General features: G+C 66.7%; 21 protein-coding genes and 2 tRNA genes. 12 read left to right on the top strand and 11 right to left on the bottom strand.

The genetic code is table 11. The features are described from left to right. Positions 1 to 4: 4 nt before the first annotated feature. The 7 genes from Q1X76_RS05965 to Q1X76_RS05935 all read right to left on the bottom strand — a co-directional run bounded on the left by Q1X76_RS05965 (position 5) and on the right by Q1X76_RS05935 (position 6,558). Positions 5 to 487, bottom strand: a complete 483-nt coding sequence (locus Q1X76_RS05965) for a tripartite tricarboxylate transporter TctB family protein (protein WP_300718715.1) — start codon at positions 485 to 487, stop codon at positions 5 to 7. A gap of 51 nt (positions 488 to 538) precedes the next feature. Next, entirely contained in the window at positions 539 to 1,507 is a 969-nt protein-coding gene (locus Q1X76_RS05960) for a tripartite tricarboxylate transporter substrate binding protein (RefSeq protein WP_300718713.1), read from the bottom strand. An 86-nt stretch (positions 1,508 to 1,593) separates the two neighbouring features. After that, positions 1,594 to 3,198, bottom strand: a complete 1,605-nt coding sequence (locus tag Q1X76_RS05955; RefSeq protein ID WP_300718711.1) for an FAD-dependent oxidoreductase — start codon at positions 3,196 to 3,198, stop codon at positions 1,594 to 1,596. Next, positions 3,198 to 4,865, bottom strand: coding sequence for an FAD-binding protein (locus tag Q1X76_RS05950; protein ID WP_300718709.1), 1,668 nt, complete (start codon positions 4,863 to 4,865; stop codon positions 3,198 to 3,200). The genes Q1X76_RS05955 and Q1X76_RS05950 overlap by 1 nt, the downstream gene beginning before the upstream one ends. Before the next feature lie 58 nt (positions 4,866 to 4,923). After that, entirely contained in the window at positions 4,924 to 5,703 is a 780-nt protein-coding gene (locus tag Q1X76_RS05945; protein WP_300718707.1) for a GntR family transcriptional regulator, read from the bottom strand. A gap of 214 nt (positions 5,704 to 5,917) precedes the next feature. Next, a tRNA-Pro gene (locus Q1X76_RS05940) sits at positions 5,918 to 5,994 on the bottom strand. Between the two features lie 488 nt (positions 5,995 to 6,482). Beyond that, a tRNA-His gene (locus tag Q1X76_RS05935) sits at positions 6,483 to 6,558 on the bottom strand. A gap of 223 nt (positions 6,559 to 6,781) precedes the next feature. On the opposite strand from Q1X76_RS05935, the gene murA reads away from it, so the two are divergent. Both murA and Q1X76_RS05925 read left to right on the top strand, forming a co-directional pair. Further along, positions 6,782 to 8,032: a UDP-N-acetylglucosamine 1-carboxyvinyltransferase gene (gene murA, locus Q1X76_RS05930; RefSeq protein WP_300718705.1), complete on the top strand. Its 1,251-nt coding sequence runs from the start codon at positions 6,782 to 6,784 to the stop codon at positions 8,030 to 8,032. 22 nt (positions 8,033 to 8,054) lie between these two features. Beyond that, the gene (locus Q1X76_RS05925; RefSeq protein ID WP_300718703.1) at positions 8,055 to 8,813 is read left to right on the top strand and encodes a BON domain-containing protein; all 759 of its coding nucleotides are present in this window, start codon (positions 8,055 to 8,057) and stop codon (positions 8,811 to 8,813) included. A gap of 546 nt (positions 8,814 to 9,359) precedes the next feature. Here the strand turns inward: Q1X76_RS05925 and Q1X76_RS05920 are convergent. Together Q1X76_RS05920 and amrS are read right to left on the bottom strand one after the other, a co-directional pair. Next, on the bottom strand, positions 9,360 to 9,863 hold the full coding sequence (locus Q1X76_RS05920; protein WP_300718701.1) for a cob(I)yrinic acid a,c-diamide adenosyltransferase: 504 nt from the start codon (positions 9,861 to 9,863) through the stop codon (positions 9,360 to 9,362). After that, positions 9,860 to 10,870 carry an AmmeMemoRadiSam system radical SAM enzyme gene (gene amrS / locus Q1X76_RS05915; protein WP_300718699.1) on the bottom strand — a complete coding sequence of 337 codons (1,011 nt, stop codon included), beginning with the start codon at positions 10,868 to 10,870 and terminating at the stop codon, positions 9,860 to 9,862. The genes Q1X76_RS05920 and amrS overlap by 4 nt, the downstream gene beginning before the upstream one ends. A gap of 276 nt (positions 10,871 to 11,146) precedes the next feature. On the opposite strand from amrS, the gene purM reads away from it, so the two are divergent. The 5 genes from purM to Q1X76_RS05890 all read left to right on the top strand — a co-directional run bounded on the left by purM (position 11,147) and on the right by Q1X76_RS05890 (position 15,296). Continuing rightward, positions 11,147 to 12,208 (top strand): phosphoribosylformylglycinamidine cyclo-ligase, encoded by a 1,062-nt coding sequence (purM, locus tag Q1X76_RS05910; RefSeq protein WP_300718697.1) that lies wholly within the window; start codon positions 11,147 to 11,149, stop codon positions 12,206 to 12,208. A 71-nt stretch (positions 12,209 to 12,279) separates the two neighbouring features. Beyond that, positions 12,280 to 12,609, top strand: coding sequence for a hypothetical protein (locus tag Q1X76_RS05905; RefSeq protein WP_300718695.1), 330 nt, complete (start codon positions 12,280 to 12,282; stop codon positions 12,607 to 12,609). A gap of 334 nt (positions 12,610 to 12,943) precedes the next feature. Further along, the gene (locus Q1X76_RS05900) at positions 12,944 to 13,411 is read left to right on the top strand and encodes a YccF domain-containing protein (RefSeq protein WP_300718693.1); all 468 of its coding nucleotides are present in this window, start codon (positions 12,944 to 12,946) and stop codon (positions 13,409 to 13,411) included. 362 nt (positions 13,412 to 13,773) lie between these two features. Next, positions 13,774 to 14,592, top strand: coding sequence for an HD domain-containing protein (locus tag Q1X76_RS05895; protein ID WP_300718692.1), 819 nt, complete (start codon positions 13,774 to 13,776; stop codon positions 14,590 to 14,592). Next, positions 14,589 to 15,296, top strand: a complete 708-nt coding sequence (locus tag Q1X76_RS05890; protein ID WP_300718690.1) for a hypothetical protein — start codon at positions 14,589 to 14,591, stop codon at positions 15,294 to 15,296. The genes Q1X76_RS05895 and Q1X76_RS05890 overlap by 4 nt, the downstream gene beginning before the upstream one ends. Before the next feature lie 511 nt (positions 15,297 to 15,807). On the opposite strand, the gene Q1X76_RS05885 is transcribed toward Q1X76_RS05890, so the two are convergent. After that, positions 15,808 to 16,668 carry a sugar nucleotide-binding protein gene (locus Q1X76_RS05885; RefSeq protein ID WP_300718689.1) on the bottom strand — a complete coding sequence of 287 codons (861 nt, stop codon included), beginning with the start codon at positions 16,666 to 16,668 and terminating at the stop codon, positions 15,808 to 15,810. Positions 16,669 to 16,776: 108 nt separating this feature from the next. Between Q1X76_RS05885 and Q1X76_RS05880 the strand changes: the two genes are divergently transcribed. The 5 genes from Q1X76_RS05880 to Q1X76_RS05860 all read left to right on the top strand — a co-directional run bounded on the left by Q1X76_RS05880 (position 16,777) and on the right by Q1X76_RS05860 (position 22,649). Continuing rightward, positions 16,777 to 17,574, top strand: a complete 798-nt coding sequence (locus tag Q1X76_RS05880) for a sirohydrochlorin cobaltochelatase (protein WP_300718688.1) — start codon at positions 16,777 to 16,779, stop codon at positions 17,572 to 17,574. Next, positions 17,571 to 18,410, top strand: coding sequence for a hypothetical protein (locus tag Q1X76_RS05875; protein ID WP_300718686.1), 840 nt, complete (start codon positions 17,571 to 17,573; stop codon positions 18,408 to 18,410). Before Q1X76_RS05880 ends, Q1X76_RS05875 begins: the two co-directional genes overlap by 4 nt. A gap of 481 nt (positions 18,411 to 18,891) precedes the next feature. Then, entirely contained in the window at positions 18,892 to 20,082 is a 1,191-nt protein-coding gene (locus tag Q1X76_RS05870; RefSeq protein WP_300718684.1) for an MFS transporter, read from the top strand. A gap of 318 nt (positions 20,083 to 20,400) precedes the next feature. Next, a complete protein-coding gene (locus Q1X76_RS05865; protein WP_300718682.1) occupies positions 20,401 to 22,161 on the top strand; it encodes a hypothetical protein in 1,761 nt (586 codons plus the stop codon). A gap of 23 nt (positions 22,162 to 22,184) precedes the next feature. After that, a complete protein-coding gene (locus tag Q1X76_RS05860) occupies positions 22,185 to 22,649 on the top strand; it encodes a type III secretion system chaperone (RefSeq protein ID WP_300718680.1) in 465 nt (154 codons plus the stop codon). A 227-nt stretch (positions 22,650 to 22,876) separates the two neighbouring features. On the opposite strand, the gene Q1X76_RS05855 is transcribed toward Q1X76_RS05860, so the two are convergent. Further along, positions 22,877 to 23,056: type Z 30S ribosomal protein S14 (locus tag Q1X76_RS05855; RefSeq protein ID WP_300718678.1), on the bottom strand; the 180-nt coding region annotated here is incomplete at its 5' end.

The following is a 23,056-nucleotide window of genomic DNA, read 5'->3' as shown; positions in this document are numbered from 1 at the left end:
CTCCTCATTGGACCAGGAAACGGCCCAGGAACTGTTCCAGCGGCCCCTGCGGCAAAAAGGAGCCGAACAGGGTGAATACGAGATAGAGCGCCGCAGGGCTCACCAGCATGACCAGGACGATCCTGGACAGGGAGCGTTCACCGTACAGCCAGACGGCGATCCCCAGAAAGCACATGGTGGGCCCGATGAATCCGGCATGGTTGAGCGCCGCCGCCCAGCCCCAAACAAGTGCCAGGAGCAGGATCACCTTGCCGGCCCGGCGGGGATACACCCGCCACACGGCCAGGGGGATGCCCCGCCTGAGGCAGGAGCGCAACAGTTCCAGGGCATAGAATACCAGCAGGACAGCCAGAACGCCGTTCAGCAGCAGCGGGTACACAGGGTCGGAGCCTTCCTCCACCACCTGTACCGGGATGAAATAGAACTGGTTCACCGCTGCCAGGATGCAAAGCAGGACAAGGCCGGCAATATCTCTTTTGATATGCATGGAGCCTCCCTAAAAAAGTCCGGCCCCCTGTCCAGGGGGCCGGACCAGACATTACTTCTTCAAGCCGACCAGAGAGAGCACGTCGCCCCAGATCGTCCAGTAGTCTTCGCACAGGGCCCGGTATTCGGCACCATTGCGGAAGACGATCTTGGCGAACAGGGTCTCGGCGCAACGCTGCTGCACGTCAGGCTGCTCGATGGCATACTTGATGGCGTCTTCCATCCGCTGCCGGACAGCATCCGGCGTGCCGGGAGGAAAGACGGCGCCAAGACAGGAATACTGGCTGAAATCATAGCCCAGCTCCTTGAGGGTAGGCACATCGGGGAGCAGGGCGATGCGGAAGTCGCTGAAAACGGCCAGCGGGCGTACCAGCCCGGCCTGATAGGGAGAGATGGAGGCCGTCACGGACGTGTTCACGGCTTCACAGTGCCCGCCCACCACAGCGGAGATGGCCTTGGGGTTCCCGTCGAACGGGACCGCCGTCATGCGCACGTTTTCCTTGTTGGCCAGCCAGGCCACGCCCAGATGATTGGTGGTGCCCAGGCCAGGGGTACCGTAGCGGACCTTGCCGGGGGCCTTGCGTGCCGCCTCCACCAGATCCTTCAGCGTCTTGTAGGGCGACTTGGCGCTGACATACAGGATGTATTCATACTGCATCGGCGTCGCGATGTAGACGAGCTTGCGCGGATCATAGGTGAGCTTGCGCATCTGCGGCTGGATGGAAAGGGTCGGCAGGTTGGCCCACGACATGGTGTATCCGTCCGCCGGTGCGTTGGCCAAGGCAGCCAGGGCCACTGCGCCACCGGAACCGGGCTTGTTGACGAGGATCATGGGCTGCCCCAGGAACTTTTCCATATAGGGCGTGATCACTCTGACAAAGACATCGGCCGTATCCCCTACACCCAGCGGGATATACACGGTAACAGGCTTTCTGGGATAGTCCGCGCCGGCTGCCGCAGGCGAACACAGGCAACAGCACGCGAGAACCATCAGTACAACGCGCAGAATGGCGTGACGCATAGTGTCCTCCTTCCCATACGGGAGATGACCGTTCTCACAGGGATCCCGGTCCATGGTTGTCTGAAAAGGGCATTCCTCCGTTTTGCCTAGCGCAGCAGATAGGGGATCTCCACATGCAGGGCCTGTTCGGGGCAGGCCACCTCGCACGGGAGGCAGAACCAGCAGCTGCGATGCTTGCCAAAAGGTCCGCCGCACGAGAAACAGCGGGAGGCCTCCGCCTGCGCCTGTTCCCGCGTCAGCACACCTTCCACCAGCGTATAGTCGCCCTTGCCTGCAAGGTCATGTTCCGGCGCGGCCTGACGGGGCACATCGCTGCCACGCTCATGCGAGACGGCAAAGTCCGTCTCGAAAGGACCGGCATAGGCACGTCCGAAATCCAGGGGCTCGCCTGCCAGCAGGCGATGCACCGATTCGGCGGCACGGCGCCCGGAAGCCATGGCCCCCACGACAGAGCCCGCGCCGTCCCCGAAATCGCCAGCCAGGAACAGGCGGCTGTCGGCAAGGCGGCAGGTCAGACGATCGACGCGGTCCAGATCGTCCGGCAGGAAGGAGCTCCCCCGGAAGACGGACGTGTCCCTGCCCTGGCCGATGGCGACGATCACATGGGAAGCCGGGAACTCCAGGATCCGCTCCTCATCGAATTCGGGCGCAAAAACGCCCTCGGGCGAGAAGACCTGCAGGCAGCGCTTGAGCACGACCTTGCTCACCCTGCCCCCAAAGCCTTCCAGACGCGCCACGCCCCATCCATGCAGGAAGGTGACGCCGTCCTTCCCGGCCTGCTCCAGCTCGTGCCCGAAGGCGGGGAGCTGGCCTTCCCGCTCCAAACTGACCATGGTGACCCGTTCCGCGCCCTGGCGCAGGGCGCAGAGGGCGGCATCCACCGCGGCATTGCCACCGCCGATGACGACGGTGGAGCCGGAAAACTCCCCGGCCCGGCCCTGATGCACGGCCTCCAGGAAGGCCATGCCGCTGAGGACGCCTTCCAGGTCTTCCCCGGGCAGCCCCAGCGTACGGCCGAGACTGAAGCCGGTGGCCAGAATCACCGCATCGAACTCATCCAGCAGGCTGTCCAGCGTCTGTTCCCCGCCGACGGCGGTATCGCAGGCAATCCGCACGCCGAGCCGGGGCAGGACGGCCAGTTCCCTGTCCAGCAGCTCCTCAGGGAGCCGGAAGGTGGGGATCCCCGTACGCAGCTGACCACCGGGCGCGGCCGCTTTTTCAAGCACCACGACATCGTGCCCGCGACAGGCCAGGTCATAGGCTGCCACCAGCCCCGCCGGCCCCGAACCGACGATCGCGACACGCTTGCCGCTGGCAGCCGCCTTTTCCGGCAGCGGGGGCGGCGTACCTTCCGCGAACAGGTAACGCTTGAGGCCGCGGATATTGACCGGCAGCTCCCCGCTCCTGCCCCGCTCGCAGGCGGCTTCACAGGGCCGGTGACACACCAGGCACATCATCTCGGGGAAGGGCAGCGCCTCGCGGATGAGGCTGCGCGCCCTGTCCTCCTCACCCCGCAGCACGAGCTGCACATAGCCCTGCACGTTGACGCCCATGGGGCAGGCCTGACGGCAGGGGGCCAGCTTCAGACGCAGATTGTCGAGGATACAGGTATCCACGCATTTGCCGCAAAAAATGCACTTGTCCTTGTCTACACGGATATTGTCCGAGAGAGCTTCCAGATAACCGGCCATCAGTTCTCCCCTCCCTTTGCCATCTTGATCACATCCCTGTAGGTGACATGCACATCTTCCGGACCGTCGCCACGGGTCAGCACCACATGCTTCTTCCATTCCAGGTCATTGCGTTCAGGATAATCCGTCCTGTAATGCCAGGGATACCAGCGCGTCTCCTTGCGCTCCTTGGAGGCGACGGCGCTCAGGTAGCCGCACTGGATGATGTTCTCGACCTCAAGCGCCTTGAACAGGTCGTGCACGCTCTCAATGCGGACGACCGTATCCAGTTCCTTGCGAAAACGCTTCATCCACCACAGGGCCCGGTTCAGCTTGTACTCATTTTTAGGAGGCTTCAGATAATCGCCGATGATGCGGCGCACCTTGTATTCGAACTCGTCCACGCTGATCTCGTTGTCCCCCTGGGCACGCCGTTTGTCGAGATGGTCGAGGACGGCGGCCACGGCGGCCTCGTCAACGGGTGCCAGCGGCATGGACTTCGCATAGACGCCGGCATTCTCGGCGCAGATCTCGCCATAGACGAAAGCGCCGGAAAGATGCCCGCGAGCACAGAGGGACGTGTCACCGGCGGCATAGAGACCGGGGACGTTGGTCTCCCCGTTTTCATTGATGCGCACCCCCGTCAGGCCGTGACCGCCGCAGAGGAAGACCTCCGTGGGCCACAGCTCGATCTCCCCGGTCCTGAAATTGTTGTCGCGCCCTTCATGGAAGCGCTGACAGGCAGGACGTTCGGTGGAGAACAGGATATCCTCAATCTCCTTGATCTTCTCCTCGGGCAGATGGCTGAGCCTGATGCGCAGGGGGCCCTGATTCTCCAGATGTTCCGCAAACATGGATTTGATGGAGGGGTGGTCCTTGTCCCTGCGCTCATTGAATGCATTCAGCAGGTGGGCGCCACGCGTCAGGGTGATGTACAGCAGCGGCGCGTTGATGTCCTTGGTGATGTAGTAGACCAAGGTATATTCAAAACCGCTCAGCTCGGCCCCCGCCCTGTAAGCGAGCATATAGCCGTCCCCGGTATTGCCCGGGAAATCGTAGATCCCGTACAGATGGCCATTGTCCGGCAGGCCAAAGCGGGCGGTGCCGCCCGCGGAAAGGATGACGCTCTTGGCTCTGATGACCGAAGGCTCTCCCGTACGGATATTGAGGGCCACGGCCCCGCAGACGCTCTCACCGTTTTTGAGCAGCTCCACGGCCATGGTACGGTTCATGACCCGTACGCCCATCTGCAGGGCCTTTTCCGCCAGGATCTTCTTGAGCTCGGGTTCCTTCATGGTCACGCAAAAGCGCCCTTTGGGGTGGACCTGCAGCACCTCATACTCGCCGTCGAACTTGGGGAAACAGACCCCCCAATCGATAAGGCGCTGCATGACATCATAGCTACGTTCAGCCATGCGATAGTTGACGGGCTCATCCATGATCCCGTCACAGGCCATCCCGTTGCCCTCCACATATTCTTCCGGGGAGCTGATGCCGGGGATGGCGACGATGTTCAGCGCATCCATGCCCCGGGCGATGCAGCCCGAGTACTTCACATCCCCTTTTTCCAGGATCAGGACATCCAGCTCGGGATGGACGGTCTTGGCCCGAATAGCTGCCATGGTCCCTGCACTACCGCCGCCTACGATGAGGATATCGGTATCGAAGACCGGGTATTCTCGTTTCATCGAAGCTCCTTTACTTGCATCAGGTTAGCCGGTACGGGACCGGCAGTCGCGGAATGCATCAATACGATATTCGCCTGTACAAAAACTGGCTCTCCATATTGCAGATACTTTCCCTGTATTCGAAGGGCATGTTCTCCTTTGTATAGTTCAAGGTTTTGATCAGAAGCATGGCATCTCCGACAGTGCCGTCAAAGATGTTCGCCTCTTCTTGATCCACAGAATAAATGCCATACAATTCATCGCTGTAAGATGCCTTGATATGGTAATCTTCCTCAATGATGACAAAGAGGGGGACATGCTCGAATCTCTGTACGGTAACAGCCTCAAGATTTTTAAATTCGTTGATGCTGAAATATGACTTGCTGAATACGACTGCCTTTTCTTTTTCCTTGAAGATGCGATCGATGCGAATCAGTCCGGCATTGTCGGGAAGTTTGAGCAGATGATTGACCTCCGGGATGGGGGGCACCTCCCTGATCCCGTACAGATGGATGGAATTCGCTCGCTCCTGTCCTTCAAAGTGCTCCAGGAACAGATAATAACGCCGCAACTGACGCGCGAACGACGGCGCTGCAACAAAGGTCCCGCTCCCCTGCCGCCTGTAGAGGACGCCTTCGTTGACAAGGTTGGCCATGGCTTTCTTGACGGTGCCGATGCTCAGGCCCGTATATTTGGCGAAGAGCCGTTCAGGCGGGATGATCTGCCCTGGCTTCCAGACACCGTCGGCGATGCATGCCTGGATGATGCGCTGCAGGATCTTATAGGCCGGGAGATCTTCCACGTTGGGAATGGCCCGCCGGTGCAGGACAATCTGTTCTTTCAGCTGGTTCTCGTCCATAGGTCACTCAAATATTCATCTAGTTGTATATATCTTTTATCTTCCCTGGAACATCCTGTCAAGGAAGAGGCCCCAAAATCTCCACGCTGCAGACGAGGTGCGCGTCTGCCGGCAAGGGGAGGCTGCCGCTGTCGGCAGTCCGCGCGATATGCCCCGTCTGCCGCTACAAAAAAAGGTTACCCTGAACATTCAGGATAACCTTTTGATTCCCTTGTGGTCGGAGCGACTGGATTCGAACCAGCGACCCCCTGCTCCCAAAGCAGGTGCGCTACCATGCTGCGCCACGCTCCGCGACGGATTGTTTTGTACGCAAAAGGCCCTGCTTTGGCAAGGGCGGCCCCCGGCAAGAGATATGGCGACCACGGCCCGCAGGTCACGGGGCGGCAGCTCCCGGACATGCCGGCGTGGCGCGCAAGGCGCTGCTGTGCCCCGTACCGGCAGGGTCGGGGCCTGCAGTCCGGGCCTGGCGCGGGGCCCCGCCCCTCACAGGCAAAGCGCCCGCCGCTGGCAGCCCGCTGACAGGGGGGCAGCCCGCTGACCGGAGAGAGGCAAGCCGGCGCCACGGGGCAGGCCGGGGCGGCCTCACAGGCAAGTTCCTCCAGGCGTTCAAAAAGGACGGCCGGGGAGACTGGCCCGCGCAAGGCTCCCGCCGTGCGGCCAGCAACAGGCACGGCCCGTTGGCGGCGGGGCCCGCCGTGGCCGTTGCGCCCGGCGGCAGGGCTGCCGCACGCCTGCGCTGAAAAAAGAAAACCCCGCTCGAAAGCGGGGCGATTTCCGTATGGGGCGAAAGATGGGACTTGAACCCACGGCCACCTGGGCCACAACCAGGTGCTCTACCAACTGAGCTACTTCCGCCGTAGCGAAGATGGATATACGCACATCGCGGAAAATATGCAAGCAAAAATTTGCACTTCCCTTTCTGGATTTTTTTTAGAAAACACACTAGCATCCGATACCAGCGCCAGCCAGCGTGCCGGCGCCGGAAACCACAGGCATTCCGCCGTTCCCACGGACGGCCGGACGCCGCAAACCGCAGCCTGCGCCGCGGCCCGCCGGCCGCAGGCCGCACGAGGACCTGATGGACAAGCTTATCATCGAAGGCGGTTCGCCGCTCAAGGGGACCATAGAGATCAGCGGCTCCAAGAATGCCGCCCTGCCCATTCTGTTTGCCGGTATCCTGCTGGATGCCCCCATGGTCTACACCAATGTGCCCGACCTGCGCGACATCCACACCACCATCAAGCTCCTGAACGTGCTGGGCTGCCCCTGCAGTTACGACGATCACCGCGTGAGCCTGGCTCCCGGCAGCCTGCTGCCCGAAGCCCCGTACGATCTGGTGCGCACCATGCGCGCCTCGGTGCTCTGTCTGGGGCCCCTGCTGGCGCGCATCGGCCAGGCCCGCGTGGCCCTGCCCGGCGGCTGCGCCATCGGCGCCCGTCCCGTGGACCAGCACCTGAAGGGCCTGGAACTCATGGGGGCCGTCTTCGAACTGGAAGAAGGCTACATCATGGGCCGCTGCGACAAGCTGCGCGGGGCGCACATCACCTTCGACATGCCCACGGTGGGCGGTACGGAAAACCTGCTCATGGCGGCCGTGCTGGCCGAGGGCGAGACCATCCTGGAGAATGCCGCCCGCGAGCCCGAAGTGGTGGACCTGGCCAATTTTCTCATCTCCTGCGGCGCCCGCATCGAGGGCCACGGCAGCAGCACCATCCGCATCGAGGGCGTCTCCAGCCTGCGCGGCACGGAATACGCCATCATGGCCGACCGCATCGAAGCCGGGACCTTTTTGGTGGCGGCGGGCATCACCGGCGGCGAACTGCTGCTCAGGAATTGCCCCTTCACCGAGCTGGAAGCCGTCATCGCCAAGCTGGAGAGCATGGGCCTCGCCGTCGAGCAGCGCCCCGACGGCGTGCTGGCCCGCCATCAGGGCCTGCTGCGCGGCGCGGACGTGAAGACCCGGCCCTATCCCGGCTTCCCCACCGACATGCAGGCCCAGATCATGGCCCTGATGTGCCTGGCCGAGGGCTCCAGCATGGTGGAGGAAAGCATCTTTGAAAACCGCTTCATGCATGTGCTGGAGCTGGTGCGCATGGGCGCGGACATCAAGATCTCCGGACATACGGCCATGGTGCGCGGCGTCAGCCGCCTGACCGGCGCACCCGTCATGGCCTCGGACCTGCGCGCCAGCGCCTCCCTTGTCCTGGCCGGTCTGGCCGCCCGGGGCACGACCCACGTCCAGCGCATCTACCATCTGGACAGAGGTTACGAACGTATCGAGAACAAGCTCAACGCCGTGGGCGCCCGCATCCGGCGTGAAAAGGAATAGCGCTCCGGCGCAAGGAGGCTTCATGCGCTTCATCGTCCCCCTGCTGCTTCTTTCCTGCCTGCTGTGCTGCAGCGGCTGCGGCGCACTCTACGGCGTGTACGACGACCAGCGTCTGGGCGGCACCATCGCCGACGACAAGGAGATCTCCCTGCAGATCAAGTCCGACCTCATGGACGCCCATTTGTCCCAGGGCTGGGGCATCAATGTCTACTGCTATTACGGCCATGTCTTCCTGGTGGGCGAGGTGCCCGAAACGATGCGCTCCAAGGCCATTCGCATCGCCCGCAAGCACAAGGGCGTGCGCTCCGTCACCTCGCACTGGTTCACGCCCGCCAAGAGCGAGACCGGCGACTTCGTACTGGCCACCAAGCTGCGCACGGAACTCATCGGCACCTCGGGCCTGAGCTCCACGCGCATCGATACCGAAGTCAATGCCGGCCGCGTGGTCCTGCTGGGCGTGGTCAAGGATGAGGCCGAACGCAAGCTGGCCATCCGCGCCGCACGGCAGGTGGAAGGCGTCAAGCAGGTCATCAGCTATCTGATGCTGCCCCAGAAGCAGGCCGACATGCCCGTGCCCAAGGGGCAGGTGGTGCCCGGAGCGGGCCAGAAGCCGGCGACCGCGCCCCAGGCCACGCCCGTGTCCCAGCCGGCAGGCCAGCCCGCCGCCCAGCCGCAGAACGTGCCCACCATGCCGCCGGCCCATTCCTCGCACAAGCTGACCCCGCCCACCGCGCCGCCGCCACCGCCGGTAGGTGACGAGGCCGCGGGCGCCGCCATCTAGTGCGGGACCCATGACGTTCCGTTTTGCGGGGGAGGAGATCCCTTTGCCTTGCTGTCGATGCCTGTAAGGCCTTGCGGCCCAACAGGCACGGCCCCCATGACACGGGCCTGTTCCTCACGGAGCAGGCCCGTTCCGTTTTCCCCCAAAAGCCCACGCCAGGCACGCCGCCAGTGCACCGAAACATGCCCCCGTTCCCGCGGCCCGTCCGCAGGACGGGGAGACGCCGTGCGCATGCCTGGGGATGTCGCTCTGCCGGACGGCAACCTGGGGCATGCGCGAGTCCGGCCTCGCGTCCTTTTCGCCCCGCTCGCTCCGCTGCGTGGTGTGCCTGCCGTCCGCGCGCCTGCGGGAGGGTATCGCCACATTGTCGATGCAAATAGAGGATTCTGCCGTCCGCGCGCCTGCGGGGGACGCGAACACACAAGAGCCGGAGCAAGCACGCCCATCCCGCCATCCACAGCCTGCGGGAGCCCAAGCCACCGCGCTGGAGGCGGGCTGCCAGGAGAGCGAGAGCGCGCCTTCCCGGGCAGGAGCCCGGCCCGCGGCTCAGAACTCGATGCCCGGTGCGGCCTTGATGCCCGCCCGCCAGGGATGCTTGATCTCGCCCATCTCGGTGACCAGATCGGCGGCCTCCACCAGCCAGTCCGGGGCGTCCCGGCCCGAAAGCACCAGATGGCAGCCCGCCCGGCGCGCCGCCGCCATGAGCCCTTCCACCTCGTCGCGCTCCAGGATGCCCGCCTTCAGGGCGTAAAGGGTCTCGTCCAGCACCAGCAGGTCCAGACGTTCCAGACGCTGCCGGGCCCAGTCCAGGGTGGCCAGGGCCGCTCCCCTGTGGGCGGGGCGCTCCTCCTCCCGGCGCAAAAAGCCCTTGCCGCCAGCCAGGAAGTCGTCGCCCAGCAGCCGGGCCAGCATGATCTGCTCTCCGGCGCAGCCCGGCTGTTTCATGAACTGGCCGAAGCCCACGGAAAGATCCCGGCCCAGGGCCCGCACGGCCTGCCCGATGCAGGCACTGGTCTTGCCCTTGCCGTTGCCTGTGTACACGATGATCATAACGTCCATACTCCCGGCAGCCTGTTGCCGCAGTGCGGGCAGACGCCGTCGTCCGCCGCAAGATCCACCTGCCAGCCCTGCCGCTCCAGGCAGGGGGCCCCACACTGCGGACAGCGTGTCGTGCCGCCGTCCGCCCACAAGATGTTGCCCGTGTAGACGAAGCGCAGTCCTTCCTCCAGACCGGCCTCCCGGCAGCGCCGGACGGTCGCCGCCCGCGTGGCCGGATGACGCGCCATGCGGTAGGCGGGATGGAAGGCCGTCACATGCCAGGGCGTATCCGGCCCCAGCTCGTCACGGATGAAGCGGGCCAGGGCACGCACTTCCGCCTCGCTGTCGTTGACGCCTTCCAGGATCAGGGTCGTCACTTCCAGCCACCAGCCCAGCTCGCGCATGCGCACCAGATTGCGCAGCACCGGGCGCAGGCGCGCACCGCAATACTGCCGGTAAAAATCCTCGCTGAAGGCCTTGAGGTCGATATTGGCCGCCCGCACCAGGGGCCCGAGCAGACGCAGGCAGGCCCCGCTCATGAAACCGTTGCTCACCAGCAGGGAAGGCAGGCCCCGCTCCTGCGCCAGCGCCGCCGTGGCCGCCAGCAGCTCCACGAAGACCGTGGGCTCGTTGTAGGTGAAGGCCAGACTGCGGCAGGAGCTCCGCAGGGCCGCCTCCGCCAACTGCTCCGGCGACACGCGCTGCCCGCTGATGCGCCCCTGTTCCAGCGGGTCGCGGGAGATGTGGTGGTTCTGGCAGAACAGGCAGGAAAAATTGCAGCCCGCGCTGCCCACGGAAAAGGTCCGGCTGCCGGGCAGGAAATGGTAGAGGGGCTTTTTTTCCACCGGATCGGCCTGCACGCCCGTCACCAGCCCGTCCACCAGCGAACGCAGGACGCCGCCCTCGTTGCGGCGCACGCCGCAGCGCCCGGTCTGCTCCGGCGCGAGCGCGCAGGCATGGGCGCAGAGGTCGCAGCGCAGCCTGCCGTCGTCCAGGGCGGTCCACAAGACAGTTTCCATAAGCTCTCCTTTTGCCGTATGACGCGCCCCGGCTGTCCCGCACGCACGGTGCGGTCCGTCGTCTGCGGTACCGGCCTCCCTTCCGCCTGTCCGCTGTCCCGCACGCGCGGCGCGGGCCGCGGCGCTGCCGTCGCGTCGGGCCCAGCATAGCAGGCTCCTTTGCGCCCTGTCATGGAAAAAGCTGCGGAAAACCGTCCCGGCCGGCATTTAGCCCAAAAAGCCGCTTGGGCTTCGGCAGATTTTTTGCTAGGGTGTCTTCCACCAAGGAGGATACTCATGTCCACAGATCGCGCAAAAGCATATACCGAAGCCGGCGTCGATATCCAGGCCGGCAACGATCTCGTGGCGCGCATCAAGCATCTGGTGCAGCGCACGCATACCAAGGGGGTCATCTCCGACATCGGGGGGTTCGGGGGCCTGTTCAGACCTGAAATCGGCAACATGAGCGACCCTGTGCTGGTCTCGTCCACCGACGGCGTGGGCACCAAGCTCAAGCTGGCCTTTGCCTTCAACAAGCACGATACCGTGGGCATCGACCTTGTGGCCATGAGCGTCAACGATATCCTGGTCCAGGGGGCCACTCCCCTGTTCTTCCTTGACTATTTCGCCACCGGCAAGCTGGATGTGGACACCGCCCATACGGTCATCAGCGGCGTGGCCGAAGGCTGCCGCCAGTCCGCCTGTGCCCTGCTGGGCGGCGAGACCGCCGAGATGCCCGACATGTACGGCGACGGCGAGTACGACCTGGCCGGTTTCTGCGTGGGCATCGTGGACAATGCCAAACTGGTGGACGGCTCCGGCATCCGCGTGGGCGACAGGATCGTGGGCCTGGCCTCCACGGGCCTGCACTCCAACGGCTACTCGCTGGTGCGCAAGATCCTGGCCAAGAGCGGTCTGGGCCCGGACGACGCCTTCCCCGGCGCCGACGGCGCCACCGTGCGCGACGTGCTGCTGGCCCCCACCCAGATCTATGTGGAAGTGGTGCGCTCCCTGCTGCGCGACCTGGACGTGCGCGGCATGGCCCACATCACGGGCGGCGGCTTTTACGACAATATCCCGCGCGTGCTGCCCAACCAGGTGGAAGCGCACATCGACTTCGGCAGCTGGGACATGCCGCCGGTCTTCAAGTGGCTGCATGAAGCGGGCGGGCTCTCCTGGCCCGAGATCCTGCAGATCTTCAACGGCGGTATCGGTTATGTGCTGGTCCTGCCCGAAGGACAGGTGGAAGAGACCATCAACCGCATCCAGGCCTTTGGCATGTCCGCCTGGGCCATCGGCAGCATCGCCCGCCGCAATGGCGACGGCGAACAGGTGGTCGTCGATTTCGACAAGGCCTAGCCGCCTTCCGTATCCGATCCTCAGAGGGGAAGGCGTCCGCCTTCCCCTTTTTTTCTGCCCCGGGGGCCCCTATGCGCCACGATAAGGCCAAAAGCCGTTTTTTCGCCCGCAAGGCCGCGGAGAACAACCGCGCCCGGCTCCGGGAACGGGAACGGGAACAGGCGGAACTGCAGGCCCGGATCGATCTGCTCGGGCGTGCGCTCGCGTCCGGCGTGCCCGGTCTCGCCCCCCGGGACGAGGCCGCCCTGCGTCGGGGCGAAGCGGAGCTGCGCCTTCTCGCCGCCGCGGCCGCGAAACGCATCCGGGACTTCCGCAAGGCCTGCTGGCTGGCCGTGGCCGCCCAGCTCTGCCTGCTGGCGGCCATGCTGGCGGCCTTCTGCTGGCTCCTGCCCACGGTCTGAAGCGCTCACGGCCCCGCCCTCCCCGCCGCGCGGGGACGATAGGCCCGCGCGCCAGTTCCGTCCGTGCCCGCCGGGAGGCCGGTCCACACGACGGCCAAAGGACTGCTGCGCGCTTCCTCCTGTCCGGTCGGTAGGCCAGGGCACGCTGCGCCCACGGGCTGGAGAAAGCACGCCCGCCGGGCGGCGGCTGACCTTGTCCTCCAGACGTCCGGGATGCCCGGACGCCCAGAGCCCGCCGTGATCTTTCGCCGTGTCCGGGGACGGCCCGCGCATGGACAGCATGCCCGCGCCCGTGTAGCATAAAGATCCCGCTCACGTCTTCCAGGAGTACGCCATGCAAGCGCTGGGCTGTCTCGGCAATGTCCTCTGGTTCTTTCCCTTCGGTCTGGGCACGGGCCTGCTCTGGTGCATCGCGGGCGTCCTCTGCTTCCTCAGCATCATCGGCATCCCCTGGGGCCGGGCCTGCTTCGTCATGGCCGGATTCGCCTTCATGCCCTTCGGCCGTATGCCGGTCTCCCGCGAGGTGCTGACCGGCGAAGGCGATATCGGTACCGGGCCGCTGGGCACGGTGGGCAACATCGTCTGGCTGCTGCTCTGCGGCATCTGGATCGCCTGCGGGCATCTGCTCTCGGCCCTGGCCTGCGCCGTGACCATCATCGGCATCCCCTTCGCCTGGCAGCACGTCAAGCTGGCGGCCCTGGCCCTCTGCCCCATCGGCAAGACCATCGTGGACGCCCGCGTGGCCGACGCCGCCGAACAGGCCGCCGCCTGGCGGAAGGCCGACAGCCGCTTCCGGCGCTAGGGCCGGAAGGGGGGACATCTTTCGGGGCAAGGCCGTCCCCATGCCGTCGATACCCGCCCCATCCCCGTCGCAACGGGCACGGCCCTGAGGGCCGCCGTCACCCGCGCCCGACGCGGGAGGTACTCCTCACGGCCCGCCTTTCCCAAACGCACCTGCCAGGAAGGGAGCATCCTCACAGGCACAAAGGCTCCTTTGTCCTGCACGATCTGTGCGCGCCCCGTGCGGGCAGGACTTTGTCCAGACCGTCTCCGTCCAGGCACAGCGCCCGATATGGCAGTGCAGCCCATGACGCGGCCATGCCATGCCGTCCGCCGTCACCCGCGCCCCTTGCCTCGCTCCCGGCCGGAGCGTACACCGGAGGCATGGACACCTCACTTCCCCACCTGCCGGACATCACGGCCCATGAAGACTGGTTCGCCGCCTATGCGGCAGCGGAACGCGCAAAGGAATGCGCCCGGCCCGGCGGCGATCCTGCGCCCATGGATCTCAAGCTGCACCACACCATGCAGGTGCTGGGACACGCCCGGGCCATCGTGCGCAGCGGCCGTTTCGCCCCGCCCCTGGACCGCGCCTGCCTGCTGGCCGCCCTCTACCACGATGTGGCGCGCTTCGAGCAGTATCTGCGCTGGCACACCTTCCGCGACCGCGATTCCTGCAACCACGGCCAGTGGGGCGTGCGCATCCTCAAACGCGAGCAGCGCCTGCGGGACGAAAGCCCGCTGATCCGCAAGCTGGTGCTGGCCGCCGTGGGCCTGCACAACCGTTTCGCCCTGCCCGCCGGGCTGCCGGACGGCATGGCCCGCATCTGCCATGCCGTGCGCGACGCGGACAAGCTGGACATCCTGCGGGTCATGGACGCGCATCTTTCCGGACCGCGCCCCTACTGCCCCACCGTGGTCCTGAGCCTGCCCGACGATCCCGCCGTCCACAGCGACACGGTCATCAGCGCTGCCCTTTCCGGCCGGGTAGCGGCCTATGCCGACCTGAAAAGCGTCAATGATTTCCGGGTACTGCTGGGCACATGGTTCTATGACATGCATTTCCCGGCCAGCCGCGCCCGTTTCGTGGCCGAGGGCCACGCCCGCCGCCTGCTGGAAGGTCTGCCCTCCACGCCCGCCTATGCCGCGGCCCGGGCCCACCTGCTGGGCGTCCTGGAGACGGCCGGAGAGGCTGGCCGATGAACGCCCTCTCCGCTCCCCTGCTGCGGGAACTCCTGCCCGCCGCCGATGTGACGCGCCTGCGTACCCTGCGGCCCGCATGGCCAGCTCCCGGCCTGTACGCCGTGCTCCGCCGCCGCGTGCCCTGGCCGGACGGGAGCCGCGTCCTGCCCTGCAATGCCCTGCCCGCGATCCCGGCCGCATCCGCAGGAACGGGCGCTCATGGAACCGGCGTACAACTTGTCGTCCCCGCCGGCCCGGGCACGGGGACATGCCCGGCCACGGCCACAGGGGCGGCTCCTGCCGCCTGTCAGAGCTCTCGCCCGGACGGCGCCACGCGCACCCCCTCCGGCGGGATGCCGGCGGCCCCCTTCGCGGCCCTGCCCGACCTGCCCGCAGGCGCGCTGCCCGGCCTGCGTCTGGCCTATCTCCTCTTCGCCCTGCCCTGGCCCGATGCCGTGAGCCTGCTGCGGGCCTGCGCCCTGGCGACGCGGCAGCTCTGGCTGGCGGACTTCATCCTGGCCGAACGCAACCTGGGCCTGCCCGCCGCCCTGCTGCGGCGCGCCCTGCCCGGCTTCCTGCCCTGGGGGAGGGAAACGTCCGCCCGCGTCTGGCTGCGGCGCGGCGGTCTGGAAGGTTGCCTGCACGACGCCGGCTGCGCCGCGGCACAGCGTCGCACCCTGCTGGCAGGGGCCGCGGCCCTGATCCGGGTCGCGCCCAAACGATGATGAAGGGAAGGGGCGCCGGCGCGGCCTGGAGCCGTCCCCCTGTCCACTCCCCTCCGCAGGCCGGGGGCTGCCCCGCCTGTCCGGCAACGGTGCGGAGCGCGGCTTCCTTGTCCTCTGCAGGAGCCGGAGACCCGTCCGGGCGTATCGGGCCAGTCTTCCAGGCAGCGCGCCCCCCCTGCGGGAGCCTGAGGCACGGCGCGACGCGGACAGGGACAAACCGGACCTCCCCCTGCCGGAGAGCCTGCTGTCGCTGCTGCCCGCGGCCCCGTCTCCCGCTCCACCCGCTGGCCATGTCTGCCTGCCGGCCTGTCTGCCCGGCTGTCCGCCGACATTGCCTGACGAGCCCGACCGGCCCGCCTGTCCGGCGTCCCGTCCATCCGGTCTTTTCCCGCAGGGGCGACGAAAAAACAGGGAGCCGCAGCCCCCTGCGTGCGAAAGGCCGCCCGAAGGCGGCCTTTCACGTCCAAACCATGCAAGTCCGGAAAAGTGTCGTACACTGCTCACGACGCCGCTAGGCGTCGAAGGGATCGCAGAAGAAGTGTTCCCGCAGGGCCTGGGTCCAGGGACGCGGGTGCATCCCCAGATATGCGGAAAGTTTGCCGCAGTCCAGCACCGTATAGGGCGGACGCTGGGCCTTTTGCGGCCATTGCGAGGACGGGATGGGCTCCACGCGGCACTCGTTGCCCGCCAGGGCCACGGCCTCGCAGGCCAGCTCGCACCAGGTGGCCTGGCCGCTGTTGACGGCGTGCCACAGGCCCGTGGCCTGGCGTTCCGCCAGCATGATGCTCCACAGGGCCAGGTCCAGCGAATAGGTGGGGGAGCCGGTGCGGTCGTCCACGATGGTGATGCTGTCGCGCCGGTGGCAGGCGTTGAGGATATCGTCCACGAAATTGCGCTTGCCGGGGCCGAACAGCCAGCCCGTACGCACCACGCAGGCACGTTCCGGCAGGGTCTGCAGCACGGCCTGCTCCCCGGCCAGACGGGTCTTGCCGTAGACGTTGAGGGGCGCGGTGGCGTCCTCTTCCCGCCAGGGGCTGCCATGCTGGCCCGAGAAGACCAGCCCAGAACTGAAATGCACCAGATGTCCCTGCCCGCGGGTCTTGAGCAGGCAGGCCAGGGTATGCGGCAGGGTCCGGTTGTAGAGCAGGACCTCGTCGGGGTGGTCTTCGGCGTCATCCACGGTGTTCCAGCCCAGGGAGCTGAAGACCACATCCGGCGCGCAGCCCTCCAGGCGTGCCTGCAAGAATTCGGCATCCAGGATGTCACCGTCCGAGCGTTCCAGGGATTCCACCGACCAGCCGCGCCCGCGCAGGACATGGCGCAGGGCCTGCCCCAGCAGTCCGGTGCGGCCTTCCAGAACCAGAGCTTTCACGAACAATCCTCCAACGTATGACGCACTGTAGCCTTCCCGCTGCCGCCGGTCAACCGCAGGGCCGGACCAGCCTTGCCAGCGTGCGCCAAGTGACGTACACCAACAGGGATGAAAACCGCCATTCTGTTGGTCGCCTATGGCACGAGCAGCCCGCAGGGGCGCGGCTCGCTGCGCCAGTTCGACACCTGGGTGCGTGAACGCTTCCCGGGCCTCTCCGTGCGCTGGGCGCTCTCGTCGGAGCTGCTGCGCGATCGCCTGACGCGCGCCCGGCAGAAGAACGATTCCGTGCTCAAGGCCCTGTACCGTCTGCGCCTGGAAAATTTCACCCATGTGGCCGTGCAGCCCCTGCAGATCATCCCCGGCAGCGAACATACCGACGTCCGCGCCGATGCCGATGCCGCCGGCCGCCTGGACGGTCTGCACGTCAGCCTGGGCGCGCCCCTGCTGGCCGGTGAGGAAGACGTCCGCGCCGCCGCGCTGGCCGTGCTGGCCCACCTGCCCCAGGACCGCCTGCCCGACGAGGATGTGGTCCTCATGGGCCACGGCAGCCGCAAGCGGGCCACCGACAGTTACACGGCGCTGGCCGAAGCCGTCAGCGCCCTGGACGGCCATGTGCATGTGGGTACCATGAGCGGCGCTCTGGAGCTCGACGCCCTGCTGCCGCGCCTCACGTCCCGCCGGGTCTGGCTCATGCCGTTGCTGTCCGTGGTGGGGCGTCATACGCTGGAAGACATGGCCGGCAGCGCGCCGGACTCCTGGCGCGCGCGCATCGAAGCCGCCGGGCACGCCTGCGAGCCTGTGGTCCACGGTACGGCCGAATACCGTGCTTTCGCCGAGATCTGGCTGCGGCATCTGGAAGCCGCCGTGGCCGCCTTGCCAACTGTCAAAAAGGAAGGGGAAAAGTGAAAAACCTGCTGCTTCTGCCGCTGCTCCTGCTGGTCTGCGGCCTGATCTCTGCCTGCGGCGTGACGGAAAAGGACAGCGGCGCCGCCCTGACGCCCGCGGTGCAGGGCGCTCCCGCCGCTGCGGCCAATGCCTTCAATCCCTGGATGAACAAGGCCCTGCCCAATACCCGGAGCCTTTCCGCCGAGGGCATGGCCATGGTGCGGGCCATGGGTGCCGACCGCCAGAGCATCGAGGACGAAGCGGCGCACCGGCCCCACTGGCGCGAGGAGATCTATCCCGTCTTCTTCGGCAACAGGACGGCCCCGCATGAACTCATCGTGCTGCTGGACTTCGCCTCGTCCGACAGCGCCCGCGTCTGGAAGGCCGTGCGCGATGCGGCGGGCAGGCTCTCGCCCCAGGACGTCAAGATCGCGGTCTTTGCCAAGAATACGGAAAATTACGGCACCGACCTCATGGGCATGGGCATCTGGATCAGCTACGAACGCAAGGGCCAGGCCATGGACTACATGAGCCACGCCCTCGGCGAATGGAACCGCATCAAGGCCGCCCAGAAGAAGCAGGGCCGTGTCGTACCCTTCACCAACGAATACGACGCCACCGTCACCGCCACCGACCTGCCCATCCACTATGCCTACATGGCCAGGCTGCGCCCGCCCGTGCCTGCCAGCCAGGAACTGGACGTGGCCCGCTACTGCTACAATGCCGGCAACGTGAACATGTACCAGGCCGTGCAGATCTCCCGCTACTACGGCGTGAAGCGCGTCCCTGCCGTCATCGCCGACGGCAGGGTGCTGTCTTCCCCTTCGGCTTCGGCCATCGCTGACGCCCTGCGCTAGGGCGGCACCACGCCCCTTGCGGGACGGGTCCGGCGCATCCGGCGGGCCCGTCCTTCTTTTTTGCCGGGCCTCCGGCGATCCGTGACCTGACCTGTCCGCATGCGCCTTGCCGCGCTACGCCGGGACGGAGAGCTGCACGGGACGGGGCCCCGGCCGGCCAAGAGCACCGTACCCGCAGGCCCGGAGCCGGCCCGGGACCGTTACGGGCCATGCGCGGGCCCCTCCCCGGCCAGGAGGGAGCGACGACGCCCGGCGCTCCGGCGGGATAAACGCGCTCCAGGCAACAGGCGAAGGGATGGGCTCCGGCATGCGGCCCACTGCGCGGCCATGCCGGGAAAGGGCGCCGAGCAGCGCGGGCAGCGGCGGCAAGGCCGGCCGGACAAGCACGGCCATGTTCCCCGCGCCGGGACACCCATTGAATATTTTGCCGATCTTGGCTAGCACTGGCCTGTCCGTCCATGACGGCGCATGGAGTCCCATCATGCCCCAAAAAGTCTTCGCCCCCGGCAATCGCTGGCTGGTCGTCTACCTGGCCTTCCTGAGCGCCTTCGCGCCGCTCTCCACCGACATGTACCTGCCCGCCCTGCCGCACATGACGCAGGCCCTGCAGACCACGGACGCCCTCTCCAGCCTGAGCATCTCCTGCTTCTTGCTGCTGTTCGGCGCATCCATGCTCTTCTGGGGACCGCTCAGCGACAAATACGGCCGCAAGCCCGTGCTCTACGCGGGCGCGCTGCTCTATGTGGTCTCCAGCCTGTTCCTGGCCCTGGCCCAGTCCATCTGGCCCCTGCTCTTCTGGCGCGCCGTGCAGGCCGTGGGCAGCGGCGGCATCAGCGCCATGGCCCTGGCCATCGTCAAGGACGTGCTGCGCGGCCGGGCCATGGAAAAGGTCATCACCTGGATCCAGACCATCACCATCCTGGCGCCCATGCTGGCCCCGGTCATCGGCGGCGCGCTGCTGGCCGTCACCGACTGGCGCGGCATCTTCGCCTGCCTGCTGCTCTGCGGCCTGCTGGCCGCCGGCGGGACCCTGCTGCTGCGCGAGACCATGACCCGTCCGGTGCAGGGCAACGCCTTCCGCACCCTGGGCCGTCTGCTGGTGGTGCTGCGCCACCGGGGCTTCCGTTGCCTGCTGCTGCTCTTTTCCGCCACCAGCATGCCCTTCATGGCCTATCTGGCCCTTTCCTCCTACATCTTCCAGGGCCTGTTCGGCCTTTCGCCGCAGGGCTACAGCCTGTTCTTCGCCTTCAACGCGGGCATGAGCATGCTGGGCCCGCTGGCGCACGAGCGCTTCTTCCGTACCGCGCCCCGGCGCGTCTTCTTTGCCGCCTATCTGGGCATCGTCGTCCTGGCCGGGCTGGGCCTGCTGCTGGTGGGGGATCAGGGGCCCTTCATCTTCGCCCTGCTCTGCGCGCCCGTCAGCTTCTGCGGCAGCGCCCTGCGCCCCCCGGCCACGGTACTCATGCTCAACCAGATGAAGGGCGATACCGGCAGCCTGACGGCCCTCATCAACAGCGGCGGCCTGCTGTTCGGCAGCCTGTCCATGCTGCTCTGCGCCCTGCCCGTCTGGCCCGGTCCCGTGGCCGCCCAGGCGCTCATGGCCGTCCTGGTGGGGCTGGCCTGCCTGCTGGGCTGGCTCTGGCTGGATGGCCACAAGGTCTACGAGGGCTGATGCCCGGCCCCGAGGCTTGCGGAGCCGCCGCGGCAGTCCTTTTGCGCCCGCATCACGGCAGTCCTTCAGGGCTGCTCTACCACTTTTTGTCCCGTGCCGCTGCCTCGCCGTACCTGTGGTGGCAACATCGTTGCCAGTCCGGCGCTTTTCCCCCTACCCCGGCCGCGCCCGGACGCTGCTGAAAGGAGAAAAATGGACACTGCCGGCTTTCCCCTGTAGGCTGGTCGCTGCTGGCATGAAGCTTGCTTCGTCCAGGACGACGTCCTGCGGTGCATCCCGCACCGCACACCCTATCGACCATCCCCGGGAGGGATCCCCATGCCCCATATCGATCGCGTCAATGTTGCCTCTTTGACCCGCCTGGCCGACGTGGCCGGAAACCATGACCGCCTTGTGGCCACTGCGGGAGGCGGCTTCCAGACCACCGGCAGGATCGGCGCCTTCTTCACCGCCAAGGCCACCCACCGCGCCTCCGCCGAGGCTTTCCTCGGCGCCATCCGCAACCGGTACGGCGACGGCATCGCCGACGCCCTGGCCCCGCAGCTCAGCGCCATGCGCCAGCAGGGCAAGCCGCTCAAGGCCCGCGTGGCCCGCGACATCCTGGCCCAGGCATCGAACATGTCCCAGGCCCTGGGCCCGGCCAATGGCGAGATGGCCCGCCGTTTCCTGCTGGGCAACGACGGCGCGGGCGATACCCGCAATCTGGACCATGCGCTGCAGGGCTTCTGCGCGAAGAACGACCTCCAGCCCTCCCCGGCCCTGCGCCAGGCCTTCGAGCGGATCATCAACGACATGGCGGCCAACAGCCAGAAGCTGCTTTCCTATCAGGACATGGCCGAGGCCGTGACCATGCAGACCCTCCAGTCCCGGCCCGCGGACTACATCCTCTCCGGCATCGATCCGCAGCTGACCCGCGACGCCGCCCTGGATGCCTGCGCCACCCATCTTGGTGTGGACGGCGAGCTCAAGGCCCAGCTGGGCCAGCTCATGGACCGCGTGCTGGCGGAAGAAAGCGCGGCAGGACGTCAGGGCACGCCCGCGGACTTCTTCCGCGATCTTTCCACGGCCAACCAGACCTCCCTGCAATGCTTTGCTTTTGCCTGCGGCAAGCCGGGCCTGGGGGACGCCACGCTCCGTGATGCCATGAGCCTGGCCCCCCGCCAGTCTGTGGGCGAGATGGCCACACTGGCGCCCCAGCTGAACCTGGGCGGCGGTATCGCCCTCATCATGGTGGCCATGCGGCGCCTGCCCGAGATGCGCGCCCTGCAGCCCCAGGGCACCCTCAGCCGCGAGACCCTGTGGCAGGGCTGCTTCCAGGAGGCCATGCCGCAGGATCTGGCTGCCAGGAGCCAGCGTGATTTCAACAGCGCCATGTATGACAAGCTCCTGGCCATGTTCCAGGCCCGCTCGGAGGATCCCGCGGCCCCCTTCAACGGCATGCTCCTGCTCAGTGCCGGTGTGCGCCTGGAAAAGGCCCTGGAAGCCACCAGCACGACTGCCGGCTTCGGACTCCAGGACTTCGCCTTCCCGCCTGCCCTGACGCCTCTGGCGCGCCTGGGCGACATGGCCGCGGTGGAAAAGGAGATGGCCATAGACCTGAACCGGCGCGGTACGCAACACGCCCTTCCCGGTTACCGGCCCACCATCAGTTTCGGCGGTGTGGGCATCCCGGCGGAGGCAGAGGCCACCGTCCATATCCAGGACATCGCCTACATGACCGACGAGGACAAGAACGATTTCGAGCATGGCCGGCCGTCCACCATGTCGCACAATCTGACCATCCGGGCCCAGCTGCTCTGCGGCAACAATGACGCGCAGACACGGCAGGTCCTCCTCAGCATGGGCCAGTCCGGCGCGTTCCTGGTGCGCACCCTCAGCGACCGGACCGGCGTGCTGCTGGACGAGCACTCGCCCCTGGACATCGACATCCGCCGCGAGGCCAACGGCGATGTAACCATGCGTTACCACACGCCGCCCCAGTCGCCGCTGGATGCGGACTTCACCTACACCGTCACCCCGGACGGCCGGGGCGTGCTCACGGCCTGCCGCATGCAGGCCCGTCAGCCCCAGGATGCCTGATCCCCTAACAAGGAGCCCCTGCCATGAACCCCGCTTTTTCTTCCCTGCTGGCCGCCCTGGCCCGTGAACTGGGCCTGCCCGGCATCGAGACCCGCGACGACGATCCCTCCTGCCTGCTGGTCATCGACGATTTCGAGGTCAGCCTGCGCTGCCTCGCCACGGATCAGGTCATGATCTTCACCGTGGTGGCCCCCCTGCCCGCACGCAAGCGTGACGAGCTCTGCGCCGCACTGCTGGACGCCAACACCTTCTTCCACCAGACCCAGGGCTTCACCCTGGCCGCCCGTGAAGATACGGGCGTGACCCTGCAGGGCACGCTGCCCCTGACCGCGCTCACGGATGCCAATGTGGGCACCTGGGTGGGCAATTTCGTCAACGTGGCCGCCCACTGGCAGGAACGCTGCCTGGCCTGCGACGCCGCCGCTGCCGACGCCCCGGGAGCGGCCGCCGCGGATGCGGCCCTGATGGCCGGCATGCTGCGCATCTAGGCGCGCGGAAGGCCGCGCCGGTCGCATCGGTCGCGCCGGATGCTCCGGCAGGGTGCGGACCGGAGCGCGCTCCTTCCTCCTTTTCCTGTCCTGCCCCGGCGGGGCGGCGGTCCCCACCGTCGCCCCGTTTCCTTTCCCCGGGGCCGGGGAAAGCGCCGTCCCGCCGGGGCGCAGGAGCGGAGCGTCTCCGCCTGCCGCACCCTCCGGGGGACGAACGAACGGGCTCCTTACCAGGAGGCCTTGCGCACGCCGGGGATCTCGCCCTTGTAGGCCATCTCACGGAAGCAGATACGGCAGATGCCGTAGTTCCGGAGGTAGGCGTGGGGCCGGCCGCAGATCTTGCAGCGGTTATAGCGGCGGGTGGAGAACTTGGGCTCCGCCTGCTGCTTGAGAATCATAGACTTTTT

Source organism: uncultured Desulfovibrio sp. (assembly GCF_949282365.1).
GTDB lineage: Bacteria > Desulfobacterota > Desulfovibrionia > Desulfovibrionales > Desulfovibrionaceae > Desulfovibrio.
The sequence above is the reverse complement of the archived record's forward strand: the minus strand, read 5'-3'. Positions and strand labels throughout refer to the sequence as shown.

Bases quoted from the DNA above. Each gene is read 5' to 3' on its own strand.
- Q1X76_RS05890 (WP_300718690.1), top strand. From the start codon at position 14,589: ATGAACGCCCTCTCCGCTCCCCTGCTGCGGGAACTCCTGCCCGCCGCC.
- murA (WP_300718705.1), top strand. From the start codon at position 6,782: ATGGACAAGCTTATCATCGAAGGCGGTTCGCCGCTCAAGGGGACCATA.
- purM (WP_300718697.1), top strand. From the start codon at position 11,147: ATGTCCACAGATCGCGCAAAAGCATATACCGAAGCCGGCGTCGATATC.
- Q1X76_RS05865 (WP_300718682.1), top strand. From the start codon at position 20,401: ATGCCCCATATCGATCGCGTCAATGTTGCCTCTTTGACCCGCCTGGCC.
- Q1X76_RS05905 (WP_300718695.1), top strand. From the start codon at position 12,280: ATGCGCCACGATAAGGCCAAAAGCCGTTTTTTCGCCCGCAAGGCCGCG.
- Q1X76_RS05955 (WP_300718711.1), bottom strand. From the start codon at position 3,198: ATGGCCGGTTATCTGGAAGCTCTCTCGGACAATATCCGTGTAGACAAG.
- Q1X76_RS05920 (WP_300718701.1), bottom strand. From the start codon at position 9,863: ATGATCATCGTGTACACAGGCAACGGCAAGGGCAAGACCAGTGCCTGC.
- Q1X76_RS05945 (WP_300718707.1), bottom strand. From the start codon at position 5,703: ATGGACGAGAACCAGCTGAAAGAACAGATTGTCCTGCACCGGCGGGCC.
- Q1X76_RS05965 (WP_300718715.1), bottom strand. From the start codon at position 487: ATGCATATCAAAAGAGATATTGCCGGCCTTGTCCTGCTTTGCATCCTG.
- Q1X76_RS05900 (WP_300718693.1), top strand. From the start codon at position 12,944: ATGCAAGCGCTGGGCTGTCTCGGCAATGTCCTCTGGTTCTTTCCCTTC.
- Q1X76_RS05870 (WP_300718684.1), top strand. From the start codon at position 18,892: ATGCCCCAAAAAGTCTTCGCCCCCGGCAATCGCTGGCTGGTCGTCTAC.
- amrS (WP_300718699.1), bottom strand. From the start codon at position 10,870: ATGGAAACTGTCTTGTGGACCGCCCTGGACGACGGCAGGCTGCGCTGC.
- Q1X76_RS05950 (WP_300718709.1), bottom strand. From the start codon at position 4,865: ATGAAACGAGAATACCCGGTCTTCGATACCGATATCCTCATCGTAGGC.
- Q1X76_RS05860 (WP_300718680.1), top strand. From the start codon at position 22,185: ATGAACCCCGCTTTTTCTTCCCTGCTGGCCGCCCTGGCCCGTGAACTG.
- Q1X76_RS05960 (WP_300718713.1), bottom strand. From the start codon at position 1,507: ATGCGTCACGCCATTCTGCGCGTTGTACTGATGGTTCTCGCGTGCTGT.
- Q1X76_RS05895 (WP_300718692.1), top strand. From the start codon at position 13,774: ATGGACACCTCACTTCCCCACCTGCCGGACATCACGGCCCATGAAGAC.
- Q1X76_RS05925 (WP_300718703.1), top strand. From the start codon at position 8,055: ATGCGCTTCATCGTCCCCCTGCTGCTTCTTTCCTGCCTGCTGTGCTGC.
- Q1X76_RS05880 (WP_300718688.1), top strand. From the start codon at position 16,777: ATGAAAACCGCCATTCTGTTGGTCGCCTATGGCACGAGCAGCCCGCAG.